The 24,486-nt window shown below is 72.4% G+C and carries 20 protein-coding genes and 2 pseudogenes; 14 read left to right on the forward strand and 8 right to left on the reverse strand.

All coding sequences use genetic code 11. From position 1 onward, the window contains the following. Nucleotides 1–76 precede the first annotated feature (76 nt). The 3 genes from ACZ55U_RS02190 to ACZ55U_RS02200 all read right to left on the reverse strand — a co-directional run bounded on the left by ACZ55U_RS02190 (nt 77) and on the right by ACZ55U_RS02200 (nt 3,427). Nucleotides 77–1,399, reverse strand: a complete 1,323-nt coding sequence (locus ACZ55U_RS02190) for an MFS transporter (protein ID WP_465521456.1) — start codon at nt 1,397–1,399, stop codon at nt 77–79. Nucleotides 1,400–1,519: 120 nt separating this feature from the next. Next, nucleotides 1,520–2,602: an inositol-3-phosphate synthase gene (locus ACZ55U_RS02195; protein WP_465521458.1), complete on the reverse strand. Its 1,083-nt coding sequence runs from the start codon at nt 2,600–2,602 to the stop codon at nt 1,520–1,522. Nucleotides 2,603–2,728: 126 nt separating this feature from the next. After that, nucleotides 2,729–3,427 carry a PadR family transcriptional regulator gene (locus ACZ55U_RS02200; protein ID WP_465521460.1) on the reverse strand — a complete coding sequence of 233 codons (699 nt, stop codon included), beginning with the start codon at nt 3,425–3,427 and terminating at the stop codon, nt 2,729–2,731. A 521-nt stretch (nt 3,428–3,948) separates the two neighbouring features. On the opposite strand from ACZ55U_RS02200, the gene ACZ55U_RS02205 reads away from it, so the two are divergent. Next, entirely contained in the window at nt 3,949–6,429 is a 2,481-nt protein-coding gene (locus ACZ55U_RS02205; protein ID WP_465521462.1) for a transglycosylase domain-containing protein, read from the forward strand. A 192-nt stretch (nt 6,430–6,621) separates the two neighbouring features. Beyond that, entirely contained in the window at nt 6,622–8,271 is a 1,650-nt protein-coding gene (locus ACZ55U_RS02210) for a glycosyltransferase family 87 protein (RefSeq protein WP_465521464.1), read from the forward strand. A gap of 9 nt (nt 8,272–8,280) precedes the next feature. Here the strand turns inward: ACZ55U_RS02210 and ACZ55U_RS02215 are convergent, their stop codons facing one another. From ACZ55U_RS02215 to ACZ55U_RS02225, 3 genes are all read right to left on the reverse strand, one after another. Beyond that, a complete protein-coding gene (locus ACZ55U_RS02215) occupies nt 8,281–9,315 on the reverse strand; it encodes an alanine racemase (RefSeq protein WP_465521466.1) in 1,035 nt (344 codons plus the stop codon). A gap of 13 nt (nt 9,316–9,328) precedes the next feature. Next, entirely contained in the window at nt 9,329–10,447 is a 1,119-nt protein-coding gene (locus ACZ55U_RS02220; protein ID WP_465521468.1) for a lipid II:glycine glycyltransferase FemX, read from the reverse strand. Between the two features lie 168 nt (nt 10,448–10,615). Next, complete coding sequence (locus tag ACZ55U_RS02225) at nt 10,616–10,915, reverse strand: hypothetical protein (protein ID WP_465521470.1); 300 nt, start codon at nt 10,913–10,915, stop codon at nt 10,616–10,618. Between the two features lie 319 nt (nt 10,916–11,234). On the opposite strand from ACZ55U_RS02225, the gene rpsF reads away from it, so the two are divergent. The 4 genes from rpsF (at nt 11,235) to rplI (ending at nt 13,004) form a co-directional block, all read left to right on the forward strand. After that, on the forward strand, nt 11,235–11,525 hold the full coding sequence (gene rpsF, locus ACZ55U_RS02230; RefSeq protein ID WP_030233085.1) for a 30S ribosomal protein S6: 291 nt from the start codon (nt 11,235–11,237) through the stop codon (nt 11,523–11,525). Nucleotides 11,526–11,621: 96 nt separating this feature from the next. Then, nucleotides 11,622–12,224 carry a single-stranded DNA-binding protein gene (locus tag ACZ55U_RS02235; protein ID WP_465521472.1) on the forward strand — a complete coding sequence of 201 codons (603 nt, stop codon included), beginning with the start codon at nt 11,622–11,624 and terminating at the stop codon, nt 12,222–12,224. 79 nt (nt 12,225–12,303) lie between these two features. Beyond that, nucleotides 12,304–12,540 carry a 30S ribosomal protein S18 gene (gene rpsR, locus ACZ55U_RS02240; RefSeq protein ID WP_030059640.1) on the forward strand — a complete coding sequence of 79 codons (237 nt, stop codon included), beginning with the start codon at nt 12,304–12,306 and terminating at the stop codon, nt 12,538–12,540. Nucleotides 12,541–12,557: 17 nt separating this feature from the next. Then, nucleotides 12,558–13,004: a 50S ribosomal protein L9 gene (gene rplI / locus ACZ55U_RS02245; RefSeq protein WP_030278278.1), complete on the forward strand. Its 447-nt coding sequence runs from the start codon at nt 12,558–12,560 to the stop codon at nt 13,002–13,004. 115 nt (nt 13,005–13,119) lie between these two features. Here the strand turns inward: rplI and ACZ55U_RS02250 are convergent, their stop codons facing one another. After that, entirely contained in the window at nt 13,120–14,457 is a 1,338-nt protein-coding gene (locus ACZ55U_RS02250; protein ID WP_465521474.1) for an MATE family efflux transporter, read from the reverse strand. Nucleotides 14,458–14,909: 452 nt separating this feature from the next. On the opposite strand from ACZ55U_RS02250, the gene dnaB reads away from it, so the two are divergent. Further along, complete coding sequence (dnaB, locus tag ACZ55U_RS02255) at nt 14,910–16,559, forward strand: replicative DNA helicase (RefSeq protein WP_465521476.1); 1,650 nt, start codon at nt 14,910–14,912, stop codon at nt 16,557–16,559. 12 nt (nt 16,560–16,571) lie between these two features. Here the strand turns inward: dnaB and manA are convergent, their stop codons facing one another. Beyond that, complete coding sequence (manA, locus tag ACZ55U_RS02260) at nt 16,572–17,750, reverse strand: mannose-6-phosphate isomerase, class I (RefSeq protein WP_465521478.1); 1,179 nt, start codon at nt 17,748–17,750, stop codon at nt 16,572–16,574. Nucleotides 17,751–18,087: 337 nt separating this feature from the next. On the opposite strand from manA, the gene ACZ55U_RS02265 reads away from it, so the two are divergent. The 7 genes and pseudogenes from ACZ55U_RS02265 to ACZ55U_RS02295 all read left to right on the forward strand — a co-directional run bounded on the left by ACZ55U_RS02265 (nt 18,088) and on the right by ACZ55U_RS02295 (nt 24,340). Continuing rightward, a complete protein-coding gene (locus ACZ55U_RS02265) occupies nt 18,088–18,855 on the forward strand; it encodes a polyprenol monophosphomannose synthase (protein WP_465521480.1) in 768 nt (255 codons plus the stop codon). A 189-nt stretch (nt 18,856–19,044) separates the two neighbouring features. After that, nucleotides 19,045–20,082: an MBL fold metallo-hydrolase gene (locus tag ACZ55U_RS02270; protein ID WP_465521482.1), complete on the forward strand. Its 1,038-nt coding sequence runs from the start codon at nt 19,045–19,047 to the stop codon at nt 20,080–20,082. A 20-nt stretch (nt 20,083–20,102) separates the two neighbouring features. Further along, a pseudogene (mobA, locus tag ACZ55U_RS02275) lies at nt 20,103–20,672 on the forward strand (molybdenum cofactor guanylyltransferase); the annotation flags it as partial. A gap of 103 nt (nt 20,673–20,775) precedes the next feature. Next, nucleotides 20,776–21,057: pseudogene (locus ACZ55U_RS02280) on the forward strand (DUF6457 domain-containing protein); the annotation flags it as partial. Next, a complete protein-coding gene (locus tag ACZ55U_RS02285; protein WP_465521484.1) occupies nt 21,054–22,262 on the forward strand; it encodes a molybdopterin molybdotransferase MoeA in 1,209 nt (402 codons plus the stop codon). The pseudogene ACZ55U_RS02280 and the gene ACZ55U_RS02285, both read left to right, overlap by 4 nt. Before the next feature lie 5 nt (nt 22,263–22,267). Continuing rightward, entirely contained in the window at nt 22,268–23,320 is a 1,053-nt protein-coding gene (locus ACZ55U_RS02290; RefSeq protein WP_465521486.1) for a potassium channel family protein, read from the forward strand. Between the two features lie 42 nt (nt 23,321–23,362). Then, a complete protein-coding gene (locus tag ACZ55U_RS02295) occupies nt 23,363–24,340 on the forward strand; it encodes an NAD(P)H-quinone oxidoreductase (protein WP_465521488.1) in 978 nt (325 codons plus the stop codon). The last annotated feature ends 146 nt before the right edge of the window (nt 24,341–24,486 follow it).

Genomic DNA, 24,486 nt, shown 5'->3' on the forward strand with positions numbered 1-24,486 from the left:
ACCTTAGCGACTCGGACGGACGCCGCCCCGGCCCCCAGCGGTTCCGGGGCGAGCGGTCACCCGGGACCGGGCCGCGTCACCCGGGGACCGGGCTGCGACGGGCGGCGCGCAGGTAGAGGACCGCGGTCAGGGCGTACACCCCGGCCACGCCGAGCAGCACCGGGAGCGAGCGCCCGGACAGCGGCAGCACCAGCGCGGTGACCAGGGCGGCGGCCACGAAGGCGACGTTGAACAGCACGTCGTAGATGGCGAAGACCCGGCCGCGGTACTCGTCCTCGACCGACTCCTGCACCACCGTGTCGGCGCAGATCTTGGTGCCCTGGGTGACCACCCCGAGCAGCAGCGCGGCGATCAGGCAGGGCACCAGCGCGAAGCCCAGGCCCAGCGCGGGGACGAAGAGCACCGGGGCGACCAGGCAGGCCGTCATCCACCCGGCCAGGCCGAGCCTTCGGGTGCACCAGGGGCTGACCACGGCGGCGACGAAGAACCCGGCGGCGGACAGGCCGACCGCCTGGCCCAGGGTGACCAGCCCGGCCGCGCTGTCGGCGGGGTCGTTGAAGGTGTACCGGGCGAGCATCACCACGACCACGATCAGGACGCCGTAGCAGAACCGGGCCGCGGTGACGGCGGCCAGCGCGTGCACGGCCGGCCGGCAGTCCCGGACCAGGTGGCGCACCGCGGCGCCGAGTCCGAGGGCGGCGCGGACCAGGGCCCGGCCGATCCCGGGGCGGTCCGGGTGCTGCTCCGGGCCGAGCAGGTCGCGGTCCATCCGCCGGGCGGCCAGCGCGGCCGAGAGGTAGAGCACCGCGGCCACCGTGACCAGCGCGGCGTCCGCCTTCGGGCCGGGCGCCATCAGCTGGTGCAGCAGGAATCCGATGCCTCCGCCGGAGGCGGCGGCGACCGTCCCGAGGGTGGGGGAGAGGGCGTTGGCGGTGACCAGCTCGTCCTGCCGCACCACCCGGGGCAGGGCGGCGGACAGGCCGGCCAGGATGAACCGGTTGAGCGCGGTGACCAGCAGCGCCGAGGCGAAGAACAGCCAGGTCGGCGCCTCGGCCAGGAGCAGCGCGCCGGTGACCAGGCCCAGCCCGAAGCGGGCCAGGTTCCCGAAGTAGAGCACCTGGCGGCGGCGCCAGCGGTCGAGCAGCACACCGGCGAACGGGCCGATCACCGAGAACGGCAGCAGCATCACGGCCAGCACCGAGGCGATGTCGGCGGGGGAGGACTGCTTCTCGGGGGAGAAGACCACGTAGGCGGCGAGCGAGACCTGGAAGACGCCGTCCGAGAGCTGGGAGAGCACCCGGGCGGTCAGCAGCCGCCGGAAGTCGCGGCCCTTCAGCAGGTGGCTGAGCGTGGCACGGTGCGCGGACTGGTGGGTGCTGCCGTTCTCGGTGATCGCCACCCGCCCAGGGTGCCATGGAACCGGCCGACGTTTCACGTGAAACATTGGCCTCGAAAACGTGAAGGGCCCACGATCATCGAGACCGTGGGCCCTTCCTGCCGACTATGCGCGGTCAGCGGTTCAGCGCTCGACCTCGCCGCGGATGAACTTCTCGACGTTCTCCTTGGCCTCGTCGTCGAAGTACTGGACCGGCGGGGACTTCATGAAGTACGAGGAGGCCGAGAGGATCGGGCCGCCGATGCCGCGGTCCTTGGCGATCTTCGCGGCGCGGACGGCGTCGATGATGACACCGGCGGAGTTCGGGGAGTCCCAGACCTCCAGCTTGTACTCCAGGTTCAGCGGGACGTCGCCGAACGCGCGGCCCTCCAGGCGGACGTAGGCCCACTTGCGGTCGTCCAGCCAGGCCACGTAGTCCGAGGGACCGATGTGGACGTTCTTGGCGCCCAGCTCGCGGTCGCGGATCTGCGAGGTGACGGCCTGGGTCTTGGAGATCTTCTTGGACTCCAGGCGCTCGCGCTCGAGCATGTTCTTGAAGTCCATGTTGCCGCCGACGTTCAGCTGCATGGTGCGCTCGAGGATGACACCGCGGTCCTCGAACAGCTTGGCCATCACGCGGTGCGTGATGGTCGCGCCGACCTGGGACTTGATGTCGTCACCGACGATCGGCACGCCGGCCTCGGTGAACTTGTCCGCCCACTCCTTGGTGCCCGCGATGAACACCGGCAGGGCGTTCACGAAGGCGACCTTGGCGTCGATGGCGCACTGGGCGTAGAACTTGGCCGCGTCCTCGGAGCCGACGGGCAGGTAGCAGACCAGGACGTCGACCCGCTGGTCCTTGAGGACCTGGACGACGTCGACCGGGGCCTCGTCCGACTCCTCGATGGTCTCCAGGTAGTACTTGCCCAGGCCGTCGAGGGTGTGGCCGCGCTGGACGGTCACGCCGGTCGGCGGCACGTCGCAGATCTTGATGGTGTTGTTCTCGCTGTTGCCGATGGCGTCGGCCAGGTCGAAGCCGACCTTCTTGGCGTCGACGTCGAAGGCGGCGACGAACTCCACGTCACGGACGTGGTAGTCACCGAACTGGACGTGCATCAGGCCGGGGACCTTGCCGGCCGGGTCGGCGTCCTTGTAGTACTCGACACCCTGCACCAGCGACGCGGCGCAGTTGCCCACGCCCACGATGGCTACGCGAACCGAACCCATTCCGGTTGCTCCCTGTGATCTCATGAGGCCCGCCGGGATCGGCGGAACTCGTCCTGCTTCTTCGATGACTGCATGTACGGGCGCGAGGCGCCCAATCCTGCCGCGCGGCACAGGGCTGGCGCGGTGTCAGCGCTCCTGGGCGGAGCGCCCCGGGCGGTCGTACGGCGGCCCGGACGGGTCCGAGGACCCGGTCTGCTGGCCACGGCCGTCCGAAGTCTTGCGGGGTCCGGCGGAGTTGCCGCCGGTGTCGGGGCTGGTGCGGCCGGTGCGGTTGGACCGCTCGGTCTCGATCAGCTCGTTGAGCCAGCGGACCTCGCGCTCCACCGACTCCAGTCCGTGCCGCTGGAGTTCGACGGTGTAGTCGTCGAACCGCTCGCGGGCCCGGGCCAGTGAGTTGCGCATCCGCTCCAGCCGCTCCTCCAGCCGGCTGCGCCGTCCCTCCAGGACGCGCATCCGCACGGCCCGGTCGGTCTGGCCGAAGAACGCGAAGTGCACGCCGAAGTGCTCGTCCTCCCAGGCGTCCGGGCCGGAGTCGGCGAGCAGCTCCTCGAAGCGCTGCTTCCCCTCGGCGGAGAGCCGGTAGACGATCTTGGACCGCTTGCCGTTGAGCGCGGTGGCCGGGACGTACTCGACGTCCGGGTTGTCCTCGACCAGGAAGCCCTGGGCGACCAGGCTCTTCAGGCAGGGGTAGAGCGTTCCGTAGGAGAGTGCCCGGAAGGTCCCGAGCAGGATGTTCAGCCGTTTGCGCAGCTCGTAGCCGTGCATCGGGGCGTCGTGGAGCAGGCCGAGGACGGCGAACTCCAGCACTCCTGAGCGTCTGCCCATCGCCGTGGTCCTCCTTCCCCTCGCCCGCCGTCCGGCCGCCGCATCCGGCGGTATTCCGCTTCGATGTATCGGCTCGATATATCGAGAACAGTAAACCCGGCCCACGCAACCGGCAAGGGGGACGCGCGTGAATGTGATCACAAGCCGACGCGCGGGCGGAGTTGGCAACGGGCGTGTAATGATCTCTCGCTGTTTTGTGGGCATTGGGGACTGATGTCCGATTAGTTGTGTTTCCGCGCTGCGTACGCTGTCGCGTGTGCACGAGGACCACCTCCGGGAGTTCAGGGCGGTTTTGCGGGCATCGGACGTGAACCCTGCCTTCAGGCTGGAAACGCCTGGCGAGGAGTAACTGGAAGATGAGCGAGCGACGGCGAAGGACGCCCGACCCGGGCGGTGACGGGCAGCAGCCCCCGGGAGGCGGCGGCCGTCGGGGCGGGGGGCCGGGGCCCGACGAGCTGCGCTCGGACGGCGTCGGCCGCAGGCGTCCCCAGGGGGTCCGGGAGACCGCGCAGCAACCCCGGATGACCCGCGCGGAGATGCGCAAGGCCGCCCAGAAGAAGGGGAAGGGCGGCGGCGCCCGGCGCGATGCGGCCGCGGCGGCCGACCCCGGCAAGAAGCGGTTCATCGACTACCCGCGGTTCGGCAAGACCGGCGTCCGGCGCTGGCTGCCGTCCTGGAAGCAGTGGATGAGCGGCTTCCTGCTGGTCTTCGGCTGCTTCGTCGGCCTGGTGTTCTACCTGTACCAGACCACCAAGGTCCCGGAGCTGAACGACCTGGTGCAGAACCAGAACACCATCTACTACTGGGCCGACAACAGCGAGATGACCCGCAAGGGACAGACCAACCGTCAGATCGTCGAGCTCAAGGACATCAGCCCCAACCTCCAGAACGCCGTCATCGCCGCGGAGAACAAGAGCTTCAGGACCGACAGCGGCATCGACCCCAAGGGCATGGTCCGCGCCGTCTGGAACATGGCGAAGGGGGGTGAGACCCAGGGCGCCTCGACGATCACCCAGCAGTACGTGAAGAACGCCTACCTGAGCCAGGAGCAGACCCTCAGCCGCAAGGTGAAGGAGTTCTTCATCACACTGAAGATCAACCAGGACAAGGACAAGGACGAGATCCTCAAGGGCTACCTGAACACCAGCTGGTTCGGCCGCGGTGCGAACGGTGCCCAGGCGGCCGCCCAGGCGTACTACGGGGTGGACGCCAAGGACCTGAACGTCTGCCAGAGCGCCATGCTGGCCGGCCTGCTCAAGGGCGCGACCTACTACGACCCCACCAACCCGGAGAACAGGGAACGGGCCCAGGGCCGGTGGAACTGGATCCTCGACCAGATGGTCGACACCAAGGCGATCACCCCGGACGAGCGCGCCAAGTGCAACGTCTTCCCGGACCCGATCCCGCAGAAGGCCAGCTCCAACATGAACGGTGAGATCAGCTACCTGGTCGACACCGCCAACAAGTACGTGACGTCCACCGACAAGACGATCACCCAGCAGATGATCGACCGCGGCGGGCTGAAGATCTACACGACCTTCGAGAAGGAGAAGGTCGACGCCCTGAAGAAGGCCGTCGACGACGTCAAGGCGGAGAACCTCGACCCGCAGAAGCGTCCGGACAACGACACCAACATCCAGTTCGGCTCCGCCAGCATCCGCCCCGGCGACGGCGCGATCGTCGCCCTCTACGGCGGCGACGGCGTGGAGAACGGGCACTTCGGCAACAACGCCGACGCCACCGGTGTCCAGGTCGGTTCGACCTTCAAGCCCTTCGTGCTGGCCACCGCGATGCAGGTCGGCGTGCAGACCGCGAAGGACGACAAGGGCAAGCCGAAGCGGATCAACGCCGACAGCCGCTACCTCGCCGACGACCTGTCCGAGATCCACAAGCCGGACGGCTCGCTGGTGATCGGCGACGACGGCAAGCCCTACCACCAGAAGAACGAGGACCCCGGCAAGCGCGGCTACGTCTCGCTGCGGCAGGCCATGCAGTACTCGTACAACGTGCCCTTCGTCCAGCTCAACCAGGACGTCGGCGGCCAGAACGTGGCCGACATCGCGGTCCAGATGGGCATCCGGAAGGACAGCCTCGCCGACCCGAAGACCGCGACCTTCCCGCTCGGCACCTCCACCATCAGCCCGATCCGGATGGCCACCGCCTACGGCACCCTGGCGGCCAGCGGCAAGGAGGCCGAGCCGTACTCGGTCACCAAGGTCGAGGTGAACGGGGTGGAGCGCGCCGGCTTCGGCAAGAAGGACCTCAAGGTCGCGCTGGAGCCCGCGGTCGCCGACAACGTCACCGACGTGCTGGTGAACGTGGCGGCGAACGGCACCGGCAAGAAGACCAAGGACCTGGGCCGCCCGGTGGCGGGCAAGACCGGTACCACCGACGAGAACAAGTCGGCCTGGTGGGTCGGCTACACCCCGCAGCTGGTCACCAGCGTCGCGATGTGGCGCGAGGACCCGAGCAAGCACGAGCGGCAGTCGCTCAAGGGCACCGGCGGGAAGACCTCCATCCACGGTGGTGACATCCCGACCGACGTCTTCACCCGGTACATGAAGGCGGCGCTGGCCAACGAGAAGAAGATGGACTTCCCGACGCCGCAGCCGGTCGGCACCGAGGTGGACTCCTCCGGTGCGCCGTCCACGGCCACCGCGTCGGCGGGTCCGACCGCCAGCGACACCCCGTCGGCCCCGGCGCAGAGCCAGTCGCAGGACCCGCAGCCGCAGCAGCCGCAGCCGACGCAGACCTGCGTGCCGGGCGTGGACTGCCCCGGCGACCACCCGACCCACTCGACCAGCAAGGGCCCGAACCCGGGCAACAGCTGTCTGCCGGTGATCGGCTGCCAGACCCCGTCGCCGACCTCGACGGACACCACGCCGCCCGGTGGCGGCAACGGCACCGGCGGCGGCGGCCACCCGGGCGGCGGTGGCGGCGGCAAGCCGACGCCGAGCAGCACCGGTGGCGGCGGCCTCCAGGGCCTGCCGACCGGGCAGTAGCCCGGCGGAACCCGTGACGGCGGTGGCGTTCCTCCTCGGAGGGCCGCCACCGCCGTTCTCGTCGGGGGCCACCGGAGGCCGTGGGCGTTGGGGCGGTTTCGTCATGATTGGCGAACCCGCCCGCCGTCCGGAGTGCGGACCGTTGCGGGGTCCTCCTCGTCCCGGTGCGATCGGTGCGGCAGGATGTCCGGCATGACGTCGAGCGATCGTGACGAAACCGCCGGCCCGGTCGGTTCCGGTGCCGCCGCAGGGCCCACCCCGGCAGCCGTCGCCACGGCCGCGCCACCCGCCGACACCGTGGTCGTCCCGGCCGACGAGGACCCGATCGCGGCGGCCGGCAGCGAGGTGATCGGCGGGCCGCCCGGGCGCCGGGCGCTGCTGGGCGTCTCCTGGTGGATCCCGGCGCGCTTCCTGGCCCTCGCGGTGATCGTGGTGTCGGTGCTCGGCATGGTGCAGAAGCTGCCCTGCTACGAGCAGGCCTGGTTCCAGCCCGGCTCCCCGCAGTACGTCCACGCCTGCTACAGCGACGTCCCCCACCTGTTCACCGGGCGCGGCTTCGCGGCCGGGCTGCACCCGTACGTGGACCGCATCCCCGGCACCTCGGGCGACCTCCAGTACCTGGAGTACCCGGTGCTCACCGGCCTGTTCATGCAGGTCGCGGCCTGGCTGACGCCCGGCGGCGGGAGCCAGCAGACCCAGGAGCAGTGGTTCTGGGCGATCAACGCCGGGATGCTGATGGCCTGCGCGGTGGTCGCGGTGGTGGCCCTCTCCCGCACCCACCGGCGCCGCCCGTGGGACGCCCTGCTGTTCGCGCTCTCGCCCGTCCTGCTGCTCAACGGCACCGTCAACTGGGACCTGCTCGCGGTCGCCCTGGCCGCCGTGGCGATGGCCTGGTGGTCGGGCTCCCGGCCGGGCTGGGCCGGCGTCTTCATCGGCCTGGCCACCGCGGCCAAGCTCTACCCGGTGCTGCTGCTCGGCCCGCTGCTGGTGCTCTGCTGGCGGGCCGGCCGCTGGCGGGAGTTCCGGCTGGCGCTGGGCGGCGCGGTCGGCTCCTGGCTGGTGGTCAACCTGCCGATCATGGTGGCCAACTGGCAGGGCTGGTCGACCTTCTACGTGTTCAGCAAGCACCGCGGCGAGGACTACGGCTCGTTCTGGCTGATCCTGATGCAGCGCCGCGGCGTCGGGCTGGAGAACCTCGACCTCTACATCGGCGCGCTGATGGTGCTGGGCTGCCTGGCCATCGCCTGGCTCGGCTTCTCGGCCCCGCGCCGGCCGCGCTTCGCCCAGCTGGCCTTCCTGGTGGTCGCGCTCTTCGTGCTCGCCAACAAGGTGTACTCGCCGCAGTACGCGCTCTGGCTGCTGCCGCTCGCGGTGCTCGCCCGGCCGCGCTGGCGGGACTTCCTGATCTGGCAGGCCTGCGAGGTGCTCTACACCCTGGGCATCTGGTCCCACCTGGGCTTCGTCACCGGTTCCAAGCAGCACGGGCTCAGCGAGGGCTGGTACCACTTCGCGATCGGGCTGCACCTGGCGGGCACGCTCTACCTGGTCGCCGTGGTGGTCCGCGACGCCCTCCACCCGGACCGCGACCCGGTCCGCTGGGACGGCAGCGACGACCCGTCCGGCGGGGTGCTGGACCACGCCCCGGACGTGGCCGTGCTGGGCACCGCCCGCCGGCTGCGCGAGGAGGAGAGCTACGCCGGGTACGCGCCGGCCGGCTCCGAGCAGTGGCTGAACGAGCCGGAGCCGCCGGAGCCGGCCGGGGAACGTGCCGGGGGCGGGGTCACCGGGGACGGGGCCGGAAGGCCGGGCCCCACCGGGCAGGAGCCGGGCCTTCCCGGGTGACCGGGACGGTCAGCGGTCCACCACGCGGTCGAAGTGCGTGGTGGTGTGCCGGACCTGGAGACCGAGCTCGTCGCCGATCACCGGGGGCTTGGTGTCCCCGTCCAGGAACAGCAGCGAGACCTGCATGTGCGGCGGCTCGGCGAACCACAGCTGCTTGCCGGACCAGTGGAACGGCGACTTGGTCTTGTTGACGGTCGCCAGCCCGGCCCGGGCGATGCCCTTGGCCCGCGCGCCCATGCTCTGGAGGTACTTGGGCGCCTCCAGGCCGATGCCGTGGGCGGTGCCGCCGGCGACCACCAGGATGTGGCCGTCGGAGGGCGCCGGGTGCTGGCGGTAGCCGTAGCGGTCGCCCTTGCGCACCGGGGTGACGTCCAGGACGGTGGCCCGGACCTCCAGCGCGGCGTGGTCGCCCAGCCAGAGCCGGGTGCCGATCCGGGCCCGGAAGACCGTCTGCGGGTAGCGCTTGGCCAGCTGCTCCATGCCGGCCGCGCCGAGGTGGCTGACGAACACGGTGTGCACCGGGATGCCGGCCGCCGCGGCGGTGTCCACCCAGTACACGACCTCGTCGACGGGGTCGGAGCCGTCCGGCCGGTCCATCGGCAGGTGCAGCGCCAGGCCCTCGAAGGCGACGTCCTCCAGCTCGGCGGCGACGGTGCGCAGGTCGTCGGCGCCCACGCCGTGCCGGCGCATGGTGGTCATGCACTCGACCACCACCCGGGCGCCGTGCAGCGCCCGCAGCGCGTCCACGCTCGCCACCGTCCGGATCACCCGGGCGTGCGGCAGCGGCAGCACCTCCTCGCCAACCCGGTAGGGGGTGAGCACCAGCAGTTCGCCGCCGTACCACTCGGCGGCGTCGGCCGCCTCGTACGCCGTCCCGACGGCGAGCACCCCGGTGCCCAGCAGCGTCGCCTCCTCGGCCAGCCGGTGGTTGCCCAGGCCGTAGCCGTTCCCCTTGGCGACCGGCACCAGACCGGGGAACTCGGCGAGGACGGAGCGCTGGTGCGCGCGCCAGCGTTCGGTGTCGAGGTAGAGCGACAGCGTCATCGGGGCAGCCTCCTCAGCGGCGGGACATGTAGAGGTCGAGGGCCTTGTGCAGCAGCTTGTTGAGCGGGAAGTCCCACTCGCCGAGGTACTCGGCCGCCTGGCCGCCGGTGCCGACCTTGAACTGGATCAGACCGAACAGGTGGTCGTCCTCGTCCAGGGTGTCACTGATGCCGCGCAGGTCGTACACGCCGCCGCCGAGGGCGTAGGCGTCGCGCATCATCCGCCACTGGATGGCGTTGGACGGCTTGACCTCGCGCTTGTGGTTGGCCGAGGCGCCGTAGGAGTACCAGACGTGCTCGCCGACCACCAGCATCGTGGTGGCGGCCAGCGGCTCGCCCTCGTGGTACGCGATGTAGAGGCGCATGCGGTTGGGGTCCTCGGCCACGAGGGCCTTCCACATCCGCTGGAAGTAGGCCAGCGGGCGCGGGGTGAACTTGTCGCGCTCGGCGGTGACCAGGTAGAGCTGGTGGAAGATCGGCAGCTCGTCGTAGCCGCCCTGGAAGACCTCGACGCCGCTCTTCTCCGCCTTCTTGATGTTGCGGCGCCAGAGCTGGTTGAAGCCCTTCTGGATGTCGTCCAGCGAGCGGTTGGCCAGCGGCACCTGGAAGACGTAGCGGGGCTGGACGTCGCCGAAGCCCGCGCCGCCGTCCTCGCCCTGGAGCCAGCCGGCCTTGCGCAGCCGGTCGGCGACCTCGAAGGCCCGCGCCTCGTACCAGTCGGCCTCGACGTCGCGCAGCCGCTTGGCCTGCTTGCCGGCGATGGCCTCCTTGATGGTGGGGGCGTTCCAGCGGCGGATGACCACCGGCGGGCCCATCTTCACCGAGAACGCGCCCTGCGACTTGAGGTGCGCCAGCATCGGGGAGAGCCAGCGGTCGAGGTCGCGGTCGAACCAGTCGATGACCGGGCCCTCGGGCAGGTAGGCGAGGTAGCGCTTGAGCTTGGGGAGCTGCCGGTAGAGCACCAGGCCGGCGCCGACGAGCTGGTCCGCGTCGTCGAACCAGCCGATCGACTCGGAGCGCCACTCGGCCTTCACGTCACCCCACGACGGCACCTGCATGTGGCTGGCCGAGGCGCGGCTCCTGATGAAGGCGAGGTGCTCCTCGCGGGTGATCGTCCTCAGGCGCAGGCTCATTGCTCGGTGCTCCTCGTCGGTCGGGCTGCGGTGGCCCCAGGTTCTCGGGTCGACCCTATCGTCCGGGGCCCGGGCGCCCGGCGCGGCGGGCACGACGGCGCCCCCGTCGGGCGGCTGTCTCCTCAGCAGACACGCGACGGGGGCGCCGGGGGTTCCTGGGGAGGGCGTTCAGCCCCAGAGGCCGCCGCGGGCGACGCCGAGGTAGAAGCCGATCGCGGCGGCGCCGAGCGTGATCATCAGGACGAAGCGCTCGGCGGTGGTGACCGAGACGAACATGCCCCACAGGCCGGTGATGATCCCGAACAGGCCGGTCCACGAGGTCAGCAGGTGCAGGTTGTGGAAGAACGAGGTGGTGAAGGCGATCACGCCCAGCAGGGCGGTGACGCCCACCAGGGTGTTCTCGCGGGGGTGCGGGTGGCCGTCGGTGTTCAGGGTGAGCGCGGGCATGCGGTGGACGGACTGGGCCATGACTCCCACCTCCTGGCGTGGAGACGAACGGGCAGGAATCCCGTTCCGTCCAGATTGCGGCGGTTGGGCCGGTCTCACAACCCCTATGCGTTTTGTTCGTCCGTCCGGGTGCGGGTAGGCTGTGCCGTCTGCACTGGTGTAGTTGTGCCCCCTTGCGCCCTCTTCCGGGTGACACCCGATCCGGGTGGTGCGGGGGTCGACTGTCCGACCCGGCCGCTACGGTGGGCCGGAGTCGGTACTGCTCCGGTGCCGACGCTACGCACAACCCTCCTGCCACGGAGAGACCGTGGCCGCTGAGTCCAAAGGAGGTGGGTTACTCATGCGTCACTACGAGGTGATGGTCATCCTCGACCCCTCGGTCGAGGAGCGCGCTGTCTCCCCCCTGATCGAGAACTTCCTCACCGTCGTCCGCAACGGCGGCGGCAAGGTGGAGAAGGTCGACACCTGGGGTCGTCGCCGTCTGGCTTACGAGATCAACAAGCAGTCCGAGGGCATCTACTCGGTCATCGACCTGAAGGCCACGCCTGAGGTCGTCAAGGAGCTCGACCGCCAGATGGGCCTGAGCGAGTCGGTTCTGCGGACCAAGGTCCTGCGCCCGGACACCCACTGAGCCACCTCTGAGGCCTTCGGGTCTCGGGTAGCTCGCGTCCGCTGTTTCACGTGAAACAGCGGTGAACGGACATCTTCCCGAGAGGTCATCACCACCATGGCAGGCGAGACCGTCATCACCCTCGTCGGCAATCTCGTCGACGACCCCGAGCTGCGCTTCACCCCGTCGGGTGCGGCGGTCGCGAAGTTCCGCATCGCGTCCACCCCCCGCACCTTCGACCGTCAGACGAACGAGTGGAAGGACGGCGAGAGCCTCTTCCTCACGTGCAACGTCTGGCGGCAGCCGGCGGAGAACGTGGCCGAGTCGCTGCAGCGCGGCATGCGCGTCATCGTGCAGGGCCGACTGCGCCAGCGGTCTTACGAGACCAAGGAAGGCGAGAAGCGGACGGTCTTCGAGGTCGAGGTCGACGAGGTCGGCCCGAGCCTGCGCTCGGCGACCGCCAAGGTCACCCGGGCCAACCGGTCCGGCGGCCCCGGTGGCGGCTTCGGCGGCCAGCAGGGCGGCGGCCAGGGCGGTGGCTGGGGCGGTCAGCAGGGTGGCGGCCAGCAGGGCGGCGGCTGGGGTGGGAACTCCGGCGGCGGCCAGTCCGGCCCCTCCGACGACCCCTGGGCCTCCAGCGCCCCGTCCGGTGGAAACCAGGGCGGCGGCTGGGGTGCCCCGTCCGGTGGCGGCGGCTACTCGGAAGAGCCCCCGTTCTAAGAGCTGACAGATTTCGTGCGGCCCGGCCGCCGGCGTCCCCGGACGCCCGCCGGGCCGTGAACCCCAAATGGAGCACACAATGGCGAAGCCGCCTGCTCGCAAGCCGAAGAAGAAGGTTTGCGTCTTCTGCAAGGACAAGGTCAACTACGTTGACTACAAGGACACGAACCTGCTGCGGAAGTACATCTCCGACCGCGGCAAGATCCGTGCCCGTCGGGTGACCGGCAACTGCACCCAGCACCAGCGTGACGTCGCCACGGCCGTGAAGAACAGCCGTGAGATGGCGCTGCTGCCCTACACCAGCACCGCGCGCTAAGAGAGGGTGACCGAGTAATGAAGATCATCCTCACGCACGAGGTGCCGGGTCTCGGCTCCGCCGGCGAGGTCGTCGAGGTCAAGGACGGCTACGCCCGCAACTACCTGGTCCCGCGTGGCTACGCCATCCGCTGGACCAAGGGTGGTCAGAAGGACGTCGACGCCATCCGTCGCGCCCGCAAGATCCACGAGATCCAGACCCTGGACGCCGCCAACGACGTCAAGGGCAAGCTGGAGGGCGTCCAGGTCAAGCTGGCCGTCCGCTCGGGCGACGCCGGCCGTCTGTTCGGCTCGGTGACCCAGGCCGACGTCGTGGAGGCCATCAAGGCCGCCGGCGGCCCGGCCGTGGACAAGCGCGCCGTCGCGATCGCCTCGCCGATCAAGACCGTGGGCACCCACAAGGTCTCGGTCAAGCTGCACTCGGACGTCGTGGCCAACCTCGACGTCGCCGTCGTGGCTGCCTGAGCTCCGTAGCTCCAAGGCCTGAGGGCCGGACTCCTCCGGGAGTCCGGCCCTCGGTCGTTCCCGGTTCGCCCGGTTCGCCCGGGTCGTTCCCGGTCCTCTCCGGGCCCGGGGCGCCTCAGCCGCGCACCGCTCCGGTGACCAGCCACTTGCCGCCGCGGGCGCGCCAGGCGAGGAAGCCGGCCCGGAGCAGCATGAACAGGTTCATCGCCCACCAGAGCCCGGCCAGTCCGGCACCGGTGGCCGGTACCGCGAGGGCCACCGGGACGAACACCGCCAGGGTCGCCAGCCCGGCCCAGGCCAGGTACGGACCGTCCCCGGCACCCATCAGCACGCCGTCCAGCACGAAGACCAGGCCGGCCACCGGCTGGGTGAGCGCGAGCAGCAGCAGGGCGGTGTCCAGCTGGGCCCGGACGGCCGGGTCGGGCGTGAACAGCGGGACGTACAGCGGGCGGGCGAGCACCACCAGCAGGCCGAGGACCAGCCCGGAGACGACGCCCCACTCGACCATCCGCCGGGTGGCGGCCCGGGCGCCCGGGACGTCCGAGGCGCCCAGGAAGCGGCCGATGACGGCCTGGCCAGCGATGGCGATGGCGTCCAGGGCGAAGGCCAGGAAGTTGAACAGCGTCATGGCGATCTGGTGGGCGGCCACCTGGTCGTCGCCGATCCGGGCGGCCACCGCGGTGGCGGTCATCAGCACCGCGCGCAGGCTGACCGTGCGGACCAGCAGCGGACCGCCGGCCCTGGCACTGGCCCGGATGCCCGCCGCGTCCGGCCGCAGCGAGGCCCCCTCCCGGCGGGCGCCGCGGACCACCACGACCAGGTAGGCGGCGGCCATCCCGGTCTGCGCGAGCACGGTGCCCCAGGCGGAGCCGGCCACCCCGAGCCCGGCGCCGTACACCAGGCCGGCGTTCAGGCCGATGTTGGCGGCGAAGCCCGCGACGGCCACCGCCAGCGGCGTGCGGGTGTCCTGGAGGCCGCGCAGCACCCCGGTGGCGGCCAGCACCACGAGCATCGCCGGGATGCCCAGGGAGCTGATCCGCAGGTACGTCACGGCGTGCGGCGCGGCGGTCGCCGAGGCACCCAGCACGTCGGCCACCAGGGGAGCCAGCAGCAGGGTGAGGAGGACCACCGGGACGGCCAGGCCCAGGGCGAGCCAGATGCCGTCGATGCCCTGTTGCACGGCGCCCCGGCGGTCCCCGGCACCGATCCGGCGGGCGACCGCCGCGGTGGTGGCGTAGGCCAGGAAGACGAACACGCCGGTGGCGGTGGAGAGCGCGGCGGAGGCGACGCCCACCCCGGCCAGCTGGGGGGTGCCGAGGTGGCCGACGATCGCCGAGTCGGCCATCAGGAAGAGCGGTTCGGCGACCAGCGCGCCGAAGGCCGGGACGGCCAGGGCGAGGATCTCCCGGTCGTGCCGACGGCGGGAGGCCCGGGTCGGGGTCGTGGCGGTCATGGGCTCCAGGCTACTCATCCACAGGTAATGGATGTAAGTGGTTCATGCCTATTACTCGAAACTCTGAGCGACACGGTTCGCCCGCTCCGTGCCCACAGCCATTCGGAGGCGTGTGAAGAATTTCTCATGCACAGGCCCGGGAAGTGGTAATCCCAGGTCAGCAGGTTGACGGTGGATCGATCGTCCGGTTATCCACAGGGACGTCCACAGGGGTGTCCACAGCTTTGCGGCAGTTCTCCACAGGCCGGGGCCGTTCATCCACACCCCCTGTGGATAACCGTCTTGGCGCAACGGCGTCCGGCGCCTTAGCGTGGGCCCTCCGCCCGACACTCCCACCGCCCCGGCGTCCGATTTGTCGGGGCCGTGGCGTACAAAGAGGAGCGGATCCGTTCCATCCAGCCACCGGCAAGGCCCGCTCCAACTTCGCACCACTCGCTGATCGGGGAACACGCGTGACCGGCCCCCAGTACGACGACCACGACGCCCCGCCGCCGGAGGACGACTGGCAGACCGCCGAGGATCCCTTCCCGGTCGGCGCCTTCGACGACGCCCCCTTCCCGGACGGCCCCGGGGACCGGCTGCCGGTCTCGCGCCGGAGTGGCGAAGGGCACCAGAACGGCGGCCGTGAGGGCTTCCCGAAGCGCGACGGCTTCCAGAAGGACGGCTTCCGGAAGGACGGTTTCCAGAAGGGCGGCTTCCGGAAGGACGACAAGGGCGGCCGGTCGGAGGGCGGCTGGCAGCGCCGGGACGAGGACGGTGGCCAGGGCGGGACGGACGGCTTCGAGCGCGTCCCCCCGCAGGACCTGGACGCCGAGAAGTCCGTCCTCGGCGGCATGCTGCTCTCCAAGGACGCCATCGCCGACGTGGTCGAGGTGCTCAAGCCGGCCGACTACTACCGGCCCGCGCACGAGATGATCCACGGCGCGATCCTCGACCTCTACGCCCGCGGCGAGCCGGCCGACCCGATCACCGTGGCCGGCGAGCTGACCAAGCGCGGCGAGCTCCAGCGCGTCGGCGGCGCCGCCTACCTGCACACCCTGGTCAACTCCGTCCCGACCGCGGCCAACGCCGAGTACTACGCGCAGATCGTCAACGAGCGCGCGGTGCTGCGCCGGCTGGTCGAGGCGGGCACCCGGATCGCCGGCATGGGCTACGCGGCCGAGGGCGACGTGGACGAGATCGTCAACGCCGCCCAGGCGCAGATCTACGCCGTCACCGAGCAGCGCACCAACGAGGACTACGCGCCGCTCGCCGACATCATGGAGGGCGCCCTCGACGAGATCGAGGCGATCGGCTCCCGCCAGGGCCAGATGTCCGGCGTGCCGACCGGCTTCGCCGACTTCGACCAGCTCACCAACGGCCTGCACCCCGGCCAGATGATCGTCATCGCGGCCCGCCCCGCGATGGGCAAGTCGACGCTCGCGCTGGATTTCGCGCGGGCCTGTTCGATCCACCACAAGCTGCCGAGCGTGATCTTCTCGCTCGAAATGGGCCGCAACGAGATCGCCATGCGCCTGCTCTCCGCCGAGGCCCGGGTGGCGCTGCACCACATGCGCTCCGGGAACATGACGGACGACGACTGGACGCGGGTCGCCCGGCGGATGCCCGACGTCAGCGAGGCGCCGCTGTTCATCGACGACTCGCCGAACCTGTCGATGATGGAGATCCGGGCCAAGTGCCGCCGGCTCAAGCAGCGCAACGACATCAAGCTGATCGTCATCGACTACCTCCAGCTGATGCAGTCCGGCGGCTCCCGCCGGGCCGAGAACCGCCAGCAGGAGGTCTCGGACATGTCCCGTAACCTCAAGCTGCTGGCCAAGGAGCTGGAGGTCCCGGTCATCGCGCTCTCCCAGCTGAACCGTGGCCCCGAGCAGCGCACCGACAAGCGGCCGATGGTCTCGGACCTCCGAGAGTCCGGCTCGATCGAGCAGGACGCCGACATGGTCATCCTGCTGCACCGCGAGGACGCCTACGAGAAGGAGTCCCCGCGCGCGGGCGAGGCCGACCTGATCGTCGCCAAGCACCGCAACGGTCCGACCGCGACCATCACGGTGGCCTTCCAGGGCCACTACTCGCGCTTCGTCGACATGACCCGGGACTGAGCCCCGGGGCCGTCAGACGGTGACGGTGGCGCGGAAGAGCGTGCTGCCGGTGCCGGAGAGGCGGGTCGGGGCGCCGGTGGCGGGGAGGAAGGCGGACTGGCCGCGGGCCAGGTCCAGCACGGTGCCGTCGGCGGCGGTGAGGCGGGCGGTGCCCCGGGTGCAGAGCAGGATCTGCGGGGTGCGGCCGTCGATCTCGCGCTCGACGCCGTCCAGTGTGAAGCGGGAGAGCCGGAACTCGTCGATCGGGACGGGGTAGAGCTCCTCGCCCGGGGTGCCCTCGACCGCGGCCGGGCGCACCGGCTCGGGGGCGCCGGCCTCGAAGACCACGACCTCCAGCAGCTCCGGCACGTCGATGTGCTTCGGGGTGAGGCCCGCCCGCAGCACGTTGTCGGAGTTGGCCTGGAGCTCGACGCAGACGCCGGACAGATAGGCGTGCGGCACCCCGGCGCCCAGGTAGAGCGCCTCGCCGGCGCGCAGCCGGAAGTGGTTGAGCAGCATGCCGGCGACCACGCCGCGGTCGTCCGGGAAGTCCTTGGCGATCCGGGCGTACGGCTCGTACTCGCCGTCGGGGTCGGTCAGCGCCAGCACCTCGACGGTGCGCCGGACGGTCTCCTCGTCCAGCGCGAGGGCGGCGGTCAGGGCGCCGCGCAGCGCCTCGGACTCTCCCCCGGCCGTCAGCCGGTCGATCACCGGGGCGAGCCCCGGCACCGCGAGCCCGGACAGCAGCTGGGCCGCCTCGGCGGGCCGGCGGAAGCCGCAGAGGCCCTCGAACTCGCCCAGCGCGCAGACCATTTCGGGCTTGTGGTTGGCGTCCCGGTAGTTCCGCTCGGGGGCGTCCAGCGGGATGCCGAGGGCGTTCTCGGCGGCGAAGCCGGCCCGGGCCTGGTCCAGCGTCGGGTGGGCCTGGATCGACAGCGGGATGCCCGCGGCGAGGACCTTGAAGAGGAACGGCAGGGTCGGGCCGAACCGGGCCACGCTCGCGGCGCCCAGCTCGCCCTCGGGGTCGGCCGCGATCAGCTCGTCCAGCCGGCGCGGGCCCGCGCCGCGGTCGGCGCGCGACGGGGCGCCGGGGTGGGCGCCCATCCACAGCTCGGCCTGCGGTTCGCCGGTCGGCCGCTGCCCGAGCAGCTCGGGCAGGGCGGTGAGCGACCCCCAGGCGTACGGGCGGACGGTGTTGACGAGCCTGTCCATGCGCGCGGTCCTACTCCTTCGCTGTCTGGGCGGCCCCGGACGTCACGGGTCCGGATCGCCGGGGCGGGCCCGCCGGTGCGGGCGGTCCGGGCACGGGCAGGGGAACGACCCTAGCCGAACGGTGTCACCCAGGGGGAAACGGTGGGCATCCAGTGGGAGTGCCATGGCCGGAGCGGTGGTTCCCGGTGCGGTAGTAGGATGCCAGGACGCAGTAGCCTCCGCCCCTGCGCGCAGCCGTCCGCCGAGGTGATCCCCGGCAGGCTGCCGGTGGAGCCGCGTTCCAGAGTGCGGGCGCCGGTGTTCCGAGACCCCCCGTCATCGGCCGAGAGGTTTGTACGTGACCGTGAACCAGCAGAGTTTTGCTGATCTCGGCAAGGTCCTGGTGATCATCCCGACCTACAACGAGGCGGAGAACGTCGAGCGGATCGTCGGCCGGGTCCGTGCCGCCGTGCCCGAGGCGCACGTGCTGGTCGCCGACGACAACAGCCCCGACGGCACCGGTGAGCTGGCCGACAAGCTGGCCGCCGAGGACCGCCAGGTGCACGTGATGCACCGCAAGGGCAAGGAGGGCCTCGGCGCCGCCTACCTCGCGGGCTTCCGCTGGGGCATCGACAACGGCTACGACGTCCTGGTCGAGATGGACGCGGACGGCTCGCACCAGCCCGAGGAACTGGACCGGCTGCTGGGCGCGCTGCGCGGCGCCGACCTGGTGCTGGGCTCGCGCTGGGTGCCGGGCGGCCGGGTGGTGAACTGGCCGAAGTCGCGGCTGCTGCTCTCCCGCGGCGGCTCGACCTACTCGCGGCTGATGCTGGGCGTGCCGATCCGGGACGTCACCGGCGGCTACCGGGCCTTCCGCAAGGAGACCCTGCTCGGCCTGGGCATGGACGAGGTCGCCTCGGCCGGGTACTGCTTCCAGGTCGACCTGGCCTGGCGCACGGTGAAGGCCGGGTTCAAGGTCGCCGAGGTGCCGATCACCTTCGTCGAGCGCGAGCTGGGCGCCTCCAAGATGAGCCGCAACATCGTGGTCGAGGCGCTGTGGCGGGTGACCACCTGGGGCGTCACCGACCGGCTGGCCCGACTGCGCCGGGGCGCCGCGAAGCGCTGACCGGGCTCTCCGAGCCGTCCGAGGGGCCCGTCCGCCGAACCGGTGGACGGGCCCCTCGCCCGTCCGGGGCACGGTGTGACGTGATCCGGAACGCGCGCCGCGCCGGGCGCGCCTCCCGCGCAATCGGACACCGGTACTCCCATGCTGTAGGGCGCAGGTAATCAGACCGCCGACCAGAGGGAGCAGCCCGTGACGTCGTCCCCGCCCGAGGAGAGCGCCGGCGCGGAGCGTGCCCAGGGCCGGCCGGGCGTCCCCGCCGAGTCCGCCGGGCCGGCGGCGGGTGCCGTGCCGAACGAGGGCGTCGAGCCGGCCCGGCCGCTGGAGACCGCCGTCTTCACCGGCCCCGAGTCGGCCTTCTTCGCCACCTCCACCCTGATCATGGGCGAGCGGACCGCGATCCTGGTGGACGCCCAGCTGACCCGCAGCGCCGGGCGCCAACTGGCCGAGTGGGTCGCGGGCAAGGGCCGGCGCCTGCTCGCGGTCGTGGTCACCCACCAGCACCCGGACCACTACTTCGGCGCCGAGGAGGTGCTGCGGCTCTTCCCCGACGCGCAGCTGCTGGCCGCCCCGGCCGTGGTCGAGGCGATCCGGCGCACCGTCGCCGCCAAGGTCGCCCAGTGGAAGCCGGTGTACGGCGACGACATCCCGGACCACCCGCTGATCCCGGCCCCGCTGCTGCCGCAGCCGCTGATGCTGGACCGCCAGGTGATCCCCGTCCTGCTGCTCGGCCAGGCCGACTGCGCGGACTCCACGGTCGTCCACGTGCCGAGCATCCGCACGGTGATCGCCGGGGACTTCGTCGCCAACGGCACCCACCTGTGGACGGCCGACACCACCCCGGCCCAGCGCACCATCTGGGGGCACAACCTCGGCCGGATCGCCGACCTCGGCGCGGACCGGGTGATCGCCGGCCACCGGGCCCCGGACCAGGGCGACGACGCCGCCCGGGTGCTGGCCTTCACCGGCGAGTACCTCCAGGACTTCGACCGGCTGCTGGCCGAGCACCCGGACGACCCGGAGGCGCTGGTCACGGCGATGAACGAGCGGTACGGGGAGCTGACCCTGCCCGCCTTCCTGTCGCTGGGCGCGAGCGCCAACACCTCCCGCGCGGCCGGGCCGGAGCCGGATGCGCGACCCGAGAAGGAGCCGGAGCCCGCGCCCCTGCCCGAGTCCGAGCCGGAGCCCGGGCCCCTGCCCGGGCCCGAGGAGGAGCCCGGGGCGCGGTAGTACGGGCGGATACTGGCCGCATGACGCCGTACGACGCGATCGTCCCGGCGGGCGGGGCCGCCCGGCGCCTCGGCGGGGCCGACAAGCCCGGCCTGACCGTCGGCGGGACCACCCTGCTCGACCGGGTGCTCGCCGCCTGCGCGGGCGCCCGGACCACCGTCGTGGTCGGCCCGGCCCGGCCGACCGCGCGGGCCGGAGTCCGCTGGACCAGGGAGCGGCCGCCCGGCGGCGGTCCGGTCGCCGCCGTCGCCGCCGGGCTCGACCTGGTCACCGCGGACACCGTGCTGCTGCTCGCCGCCGACCTGCCGTTCCTGAACCGGCGGACGGTGGAACGGCTGGTCACCGCCCTCGACGAGGCCGGGGCGCAGGGGGACGCCGCCCTCCTGGTCGACGCGGACGGCCGCGACCAACCGCTCGCCGCCGCCTACCGGACCGCCGCGCTGCGCGCCGCGCTGGCCGCGCTCGGCGATCCGGCGGGCCAGTCGCTACGGCGCTTGCTCGGCGGACTGAGCGGGCCGCGGGTGACCGACACCGACCGGGCCGCCCACGACTGCGACACCTGGGAGGACCTGGAGCGGGCCCGCGACCGCGACCGGCGGTGAGCCCGCCGCTGACCTCACGGTGACCGCAGGCGGCGTGTGAGCGAAACGACGCGCGCCGCACACGGGGCCCAACACCTCGGGGAAACCACCCATCGGGCAGCATGGGCGCATGGAGCGCACGCTGGATGACTGGATCGCCGAGGTCAAGGCCGACCTGGGCATCGACCTGGACGTGGACGTCCGTGGTCTGCTCGACGCGGCCCGGGTGGTCGCGCACGGAGTGGCCAGGCCGGCCGCGCCGCTGACCGCCTTCCTGATCGGCTACGCGGCCGCCCAGCGGGGCGGCGGGGCGCAGGCCGTCGCCGAGGCGACCCGGCGGACCGAGGCCCTCGCCGAACGGTGGGGCGCCGCCGACGCCCCGGGCGAGTCGTGAGCGCGGTCGGGCAGACCACCGCGGCCGCACCGCCCACCGCTCCCGGACCGCTGAGCTGGCCCCGGGCCCGGGAGGCCGCCCGCCGGGCCGGGCTGCGCCCACTGCCCACCGTCGCGCTCCCGCTGGCCGAGGCGCTCGGCCACACCCTCGCCGAGCCGCTCGGCGCCCTGACCGACCTGCCGGCGTACGACACCTCCGCGATGGACGGCTGGGCGGTGGCCGGCCCCGGCCCCTGGCGGGTCACCGGGCGGGTGCTGGCCGGCGGGGCCGAGCCGGCGCCGCTGGCCGACGGCACCGCCGTGGAGACCGCCACCGGCGCCCAGCTGCCGCCCGGCGCCACCGCCGTGCTGCGCCGTGAGCACGGCCGGCTGGACGGCGCGCTGCTGCACGACCGCGGACCGCGGCCGCTGACCACCGGCCAGGACGTCCGTCCGCGCGGCCAGGAGTGCCGCCGGGGCGAGGAGTTGCTGCCGTCCGGCACGCCGGTGGGCCCGGCCGTGCTCGGCCTGGCCGCCGCCTGCGGCCACGACCGGCTGACGGTGCACCGCCGCCCGGAGGTCGGACTGCTCGTGCTGGGCGACGAGTTGCGCACCACCGGAGTGCCCGGGCCGGGACTGGTCCGGGACGCGCTCGGGCCGCTGCTGCCGCCCTGGCTGCGGTCGGCCGGCGCCGACCCGGCCGAAGTCCGGTACGTCCGGGACGACTTCGCGCTGCTCCGGGACGCGCTGCGGCACTCCGCCGCCGACCTCGTGGTCACCACCGGCGCAACGGCCGCCGGGCCGGCCGACTTCCTGCACCGGGCGCTCGCCGAGGCCGGCGCCCGGCTGCTGGTGGACGGCGTCGCCGTCCGGCCGGGGCACCCGATGCTGCTCGCCGAACTCCCCGGCGGCCGCCACCTGGTGGGCCTGCCGGGCAATCCGCTGGCGGCCGTCGCCGGGATGGTCACCCTCGTCCTGCCGCTGCTGCACGCCCGCGCCGGGCGGCCCGCCGCCGCGCCCGTCCCGGTGCCCGCCGCGGCGGCGCTGCCCGGGCACCGCACGGACACCCGGCTCCAGCCGGTCCGGCGGACGGCCCGGGGCGTTGTGCCGCTGGCCTTCGACGGCCCGGCGATGCTGCGCGGCTTCGCCCGGGCCGAGGCGCTGGCGGTGGTGCCGCCCGGCGGGGCGGCGGCGGGGGACCCGGTCGAACTGCTGGAGGTGCCGTGAACCGCGTGAAGCGCGACAGGTCGCCCGGCACCGAGCCGTGGGCGGACGCCGGGATCGTGCTGCCCGCCCGGCGGGCCGAGCCCGCCGTCCGGCAGGTCGGCTCCCGGCTGCTGCTGGCGCTCGCCGTGCTGGTGGCCACCACGCTGATCGTGTACGTCGACCGGGAGGGCTACAACGACAACGCCGGAGGCGGGCTCAGCTTCCTGGACGCGGCGTACTACGCCACCGTGACGCTCTCCACCACCGGGTACGGCGACATCACCCCGTTCAGCGACAGCGCCCGGCTCACCAACATCTTCGTGGTCACCCCGCTGCGCGTGGTGTTCCTGATCATCCTGGTCGGCACCACCCTGGAGGTGCTCACCGAACGGACCCGCCTGCAATGGCGGTTGAACCGCTGGAGGACCACCGTGCGCGAGCACACCGTCGTCATCGGCTACGGGACGAAGGGCCGCAGCGCCGTCGACACCCTGCTCGGCCAGGGGGTGAAGAAGGAGGAGATCGTCGTCGTCGACCCGCAGCGCAAGGTGATCGACAGCGCCGCGCGGGACGGCCTGGTCGGCGTGGTCGGCGACGCCACCCGCACCGACACCCTGATCCGCGCCGCGCTGCCCAACGCCGCGCGGGTGGTGGTCGCGCCGGAGCGGGACGACACCGCGGTGCTGATCACGCTGACGGCACGCCAGTTGAACAAGGCCGCCACCGTGGTCGCCGCCGTCCGGGAGGACGAGAACGCGCCGCTGCTGCGGCAGAGCGGCGCCGACGTGGTGGTCACCAGCTCCAGTTCGGCCGGGCGGCTGCTCGGGCTGTCGATGCTCAGCCCGCACGCCGGGGCGGTGATGGAGGACCTGCTGACGTACGGCAACGGGCTGGACGTGGTGGAGCGCCCGGTCACCCGGGCCGAGGCCGGGCACAGCCCGCGCGAGTGCGCGGACCTGGTGGTCGCGGTGGTCCGCGGCCGGCGGGTGCTCAACTACACCGAGCCGGAGGCCGCGGTGCTCCAGCTCACCGACCGGGTGATCGTCATCAAGTCCAGCGGGGCCGCCCCGACCGGTTGAGCCGCACCCGCGAAATGCCCTGAACCGCAGTAGGTTCGGGGCATGCATGCGATGACGATTCCCGTACCCGGCGGTCCCGAGGCACTGGTCTGGGCCGAGGTGCCCGACCCGGTGCCCGGCGAGGGCGAGGTCCTCGTGGAGGTGGCGGCCACCGCCGTCAACCGGGCCGACCTGCTCCAGCGGCAGGGCTCCTACAACCCGCCGCCCGGCGCCTCGCCCTATCCGGGGCTGGAGTGCGCCGGGCGGATCGTCGCGCTCGGGCCCGGGGTGTCCGGCTGGGCGGTCGGCGACGAGGTGTGCGCGCTGCTGGCCGGCGGCGGCTACGCGCAGCTGGTCGCGGTGCCGACCGGGCAGCTGCTGCCGCTGCCCGCCGGGCTGTCCGCCGAGCAGGCCGCGGCCCTGCCGGAGGTCGCCTGCACGGTGTGGTCCAACGTCTTCCTCACCGCCCACCTGCGGCCCGGCGAGACGGTGCTGCTGCACGGCGGCGCGAGCGGGATCGGGACCCTGGCGATCCAGCTGGCCAAGGCCGTCGGCGCCCGGGTCGCGGTGACCGCGGGCAGTCCGGAGAAGCTGGCGCGCTGCGCCGAGCTGGGCGCGGACATCCTGATCGACTACCGCGAGCAGGACTTCGTCGAGGCGCTCCGGGAGGCCACCGGCGGGGCCGGGGCGGACGTGGTCCTGGACATCATGGGCGCCAAGTACCTCCAGCGGAACGTGGACGCGCTGGCGGTCAACGGTCGGCTGGTGATCATCGGGCTCCAGGGCGGCGTGAAGGGCGAGCTCGACCTCAACACGCTGCTGCGCAAGCGCGCGGCGGTGATCGCCACCAACCTGCGCGGACGGCCGCTGGCGGAGAAGGCGGCGATCGTGGCGGCGGTGCGCGAGCACGTGTGGCCGCTGGTCGAGTCCGGGGTGGTGAAGCCGGTGGTGGACCGGGTGCTGCCGCTGGCCGAGGTGGCCGAGGCGCACCGGGTGCTGGAGCGCGGGGAGCAGGTCGGGAAGGTCGTGCTGCGGGCCTGATCGCCAGGCGCCCGGGGGCGGGTCGGTAGCACGGAAGGGCGCGGATCGCCCGGGATGCCGTGACGGTCGGGGCGTGCGAGCCTGGTCCGGAGCAGTCCCGCCGCCGATCCCGCCCCCGGGCGCCATCGGCCGTCGGAAGGACTCCG

This window comes from Kitasatospora sp. NPDC034533 (genome assembly GCF_055575155.1).

Coding starts and splice junctions, on each gene's coding strand:
- ACZ55U_RS02220 (WP_465521468.1), bottom strand. CDS start 10,447: ATGAGCCTGCGCCTGAGGACGATCACCCGCGAGGAGCACCTCGCCTTC.
- ACZ55U_RS02215 (WP_465521466.1), bottom strand. CDS start 9,315: ATGACGCTGTCGCTCTACCTCGACACCGAACGCTGGCGCGCGCACCAG.
- ACZ55U_RS02225 (WP_465521470.1), bottom strand. CDS start 10,915: ATGGCCCAGTCCGTCCACCGCATGCCCGCGCTCACCCTGAACACCGAC.
- ACZ55U_RS02200 (WP_465521460.1), bottom strand. CDS start 3,427: ATGGGCAGACGCTCAGGAGTGCTGGAGTTCGCCGTCCTCGGCCTGCTC.
- ACZ55U_RS02210 (WP_465521464.1), top strand. CDS start 6,622: ATGACGTCGAGCGATCGTGACGAAACCGCCGGCCCGGTCGGTTCCGGT.
- rplI (WP_030278278.1), top strand. CDS start 12,558: ATGAAGATCATCCTCACGCACGAGGTGCCGGGTCTCGGCTCCGCCGGC.
- manA (WP_465521478.1), bottom strand. CDS start 17,750: ATGGACAGGCTCGTCAACACCGTCCGCCCGTACGCCTGGGGGTCGCTC.
- rpsF (WP_030233085.1), top strand. CDS start 11,235: ATGCGTCACTACGAGGTGATGGTCATCCTCGACCCCTCGGTCGAGGAG.
- ACZ55U_RS02195 (WP_465521458.1), bottom strand. CDS start 2,602: ATGGGTTCGGTTCGCGTAGCCATCGTGGGCGTGGGCAACTGCGCCGCG.
- ACZ55U_RS02205 (WP_465521462.1), top strand. CDS start 3,949: ATGACCCGCGCGGAGATGCGCAAGGCCGCCCAGAAGAAGGGGAAGGGC.
- ACZ55U_RS02235 (WP_465521472.1), top strand. CDS start 11,622: ATGGCAGGCGAGACCGTCATCACCCTCGTCGGCAATCTCGTCGACGAC.
- ACZ55U_RS02250 (WP_465521474.1), bottom strand. CDS start 14,457: ATGACCGCCACGACCCCGACCCGGGCCTCCCGCCGTCGGCACGACCGG.
- ACZ55U_RS02295 (WP_465521488.1), top strand. CDS start 23,363: ATGCATGCGATGACGATTCCCGTACCCGGCGGTCCCGAGGCACTGGTC.
- rpsR (WP_030059640.1), top strand. CDS start 12,304: ATGGCGAAGCCGCCTGCTCGCAAGCCGAAGAAGAAGGTTTGCGTCTTC.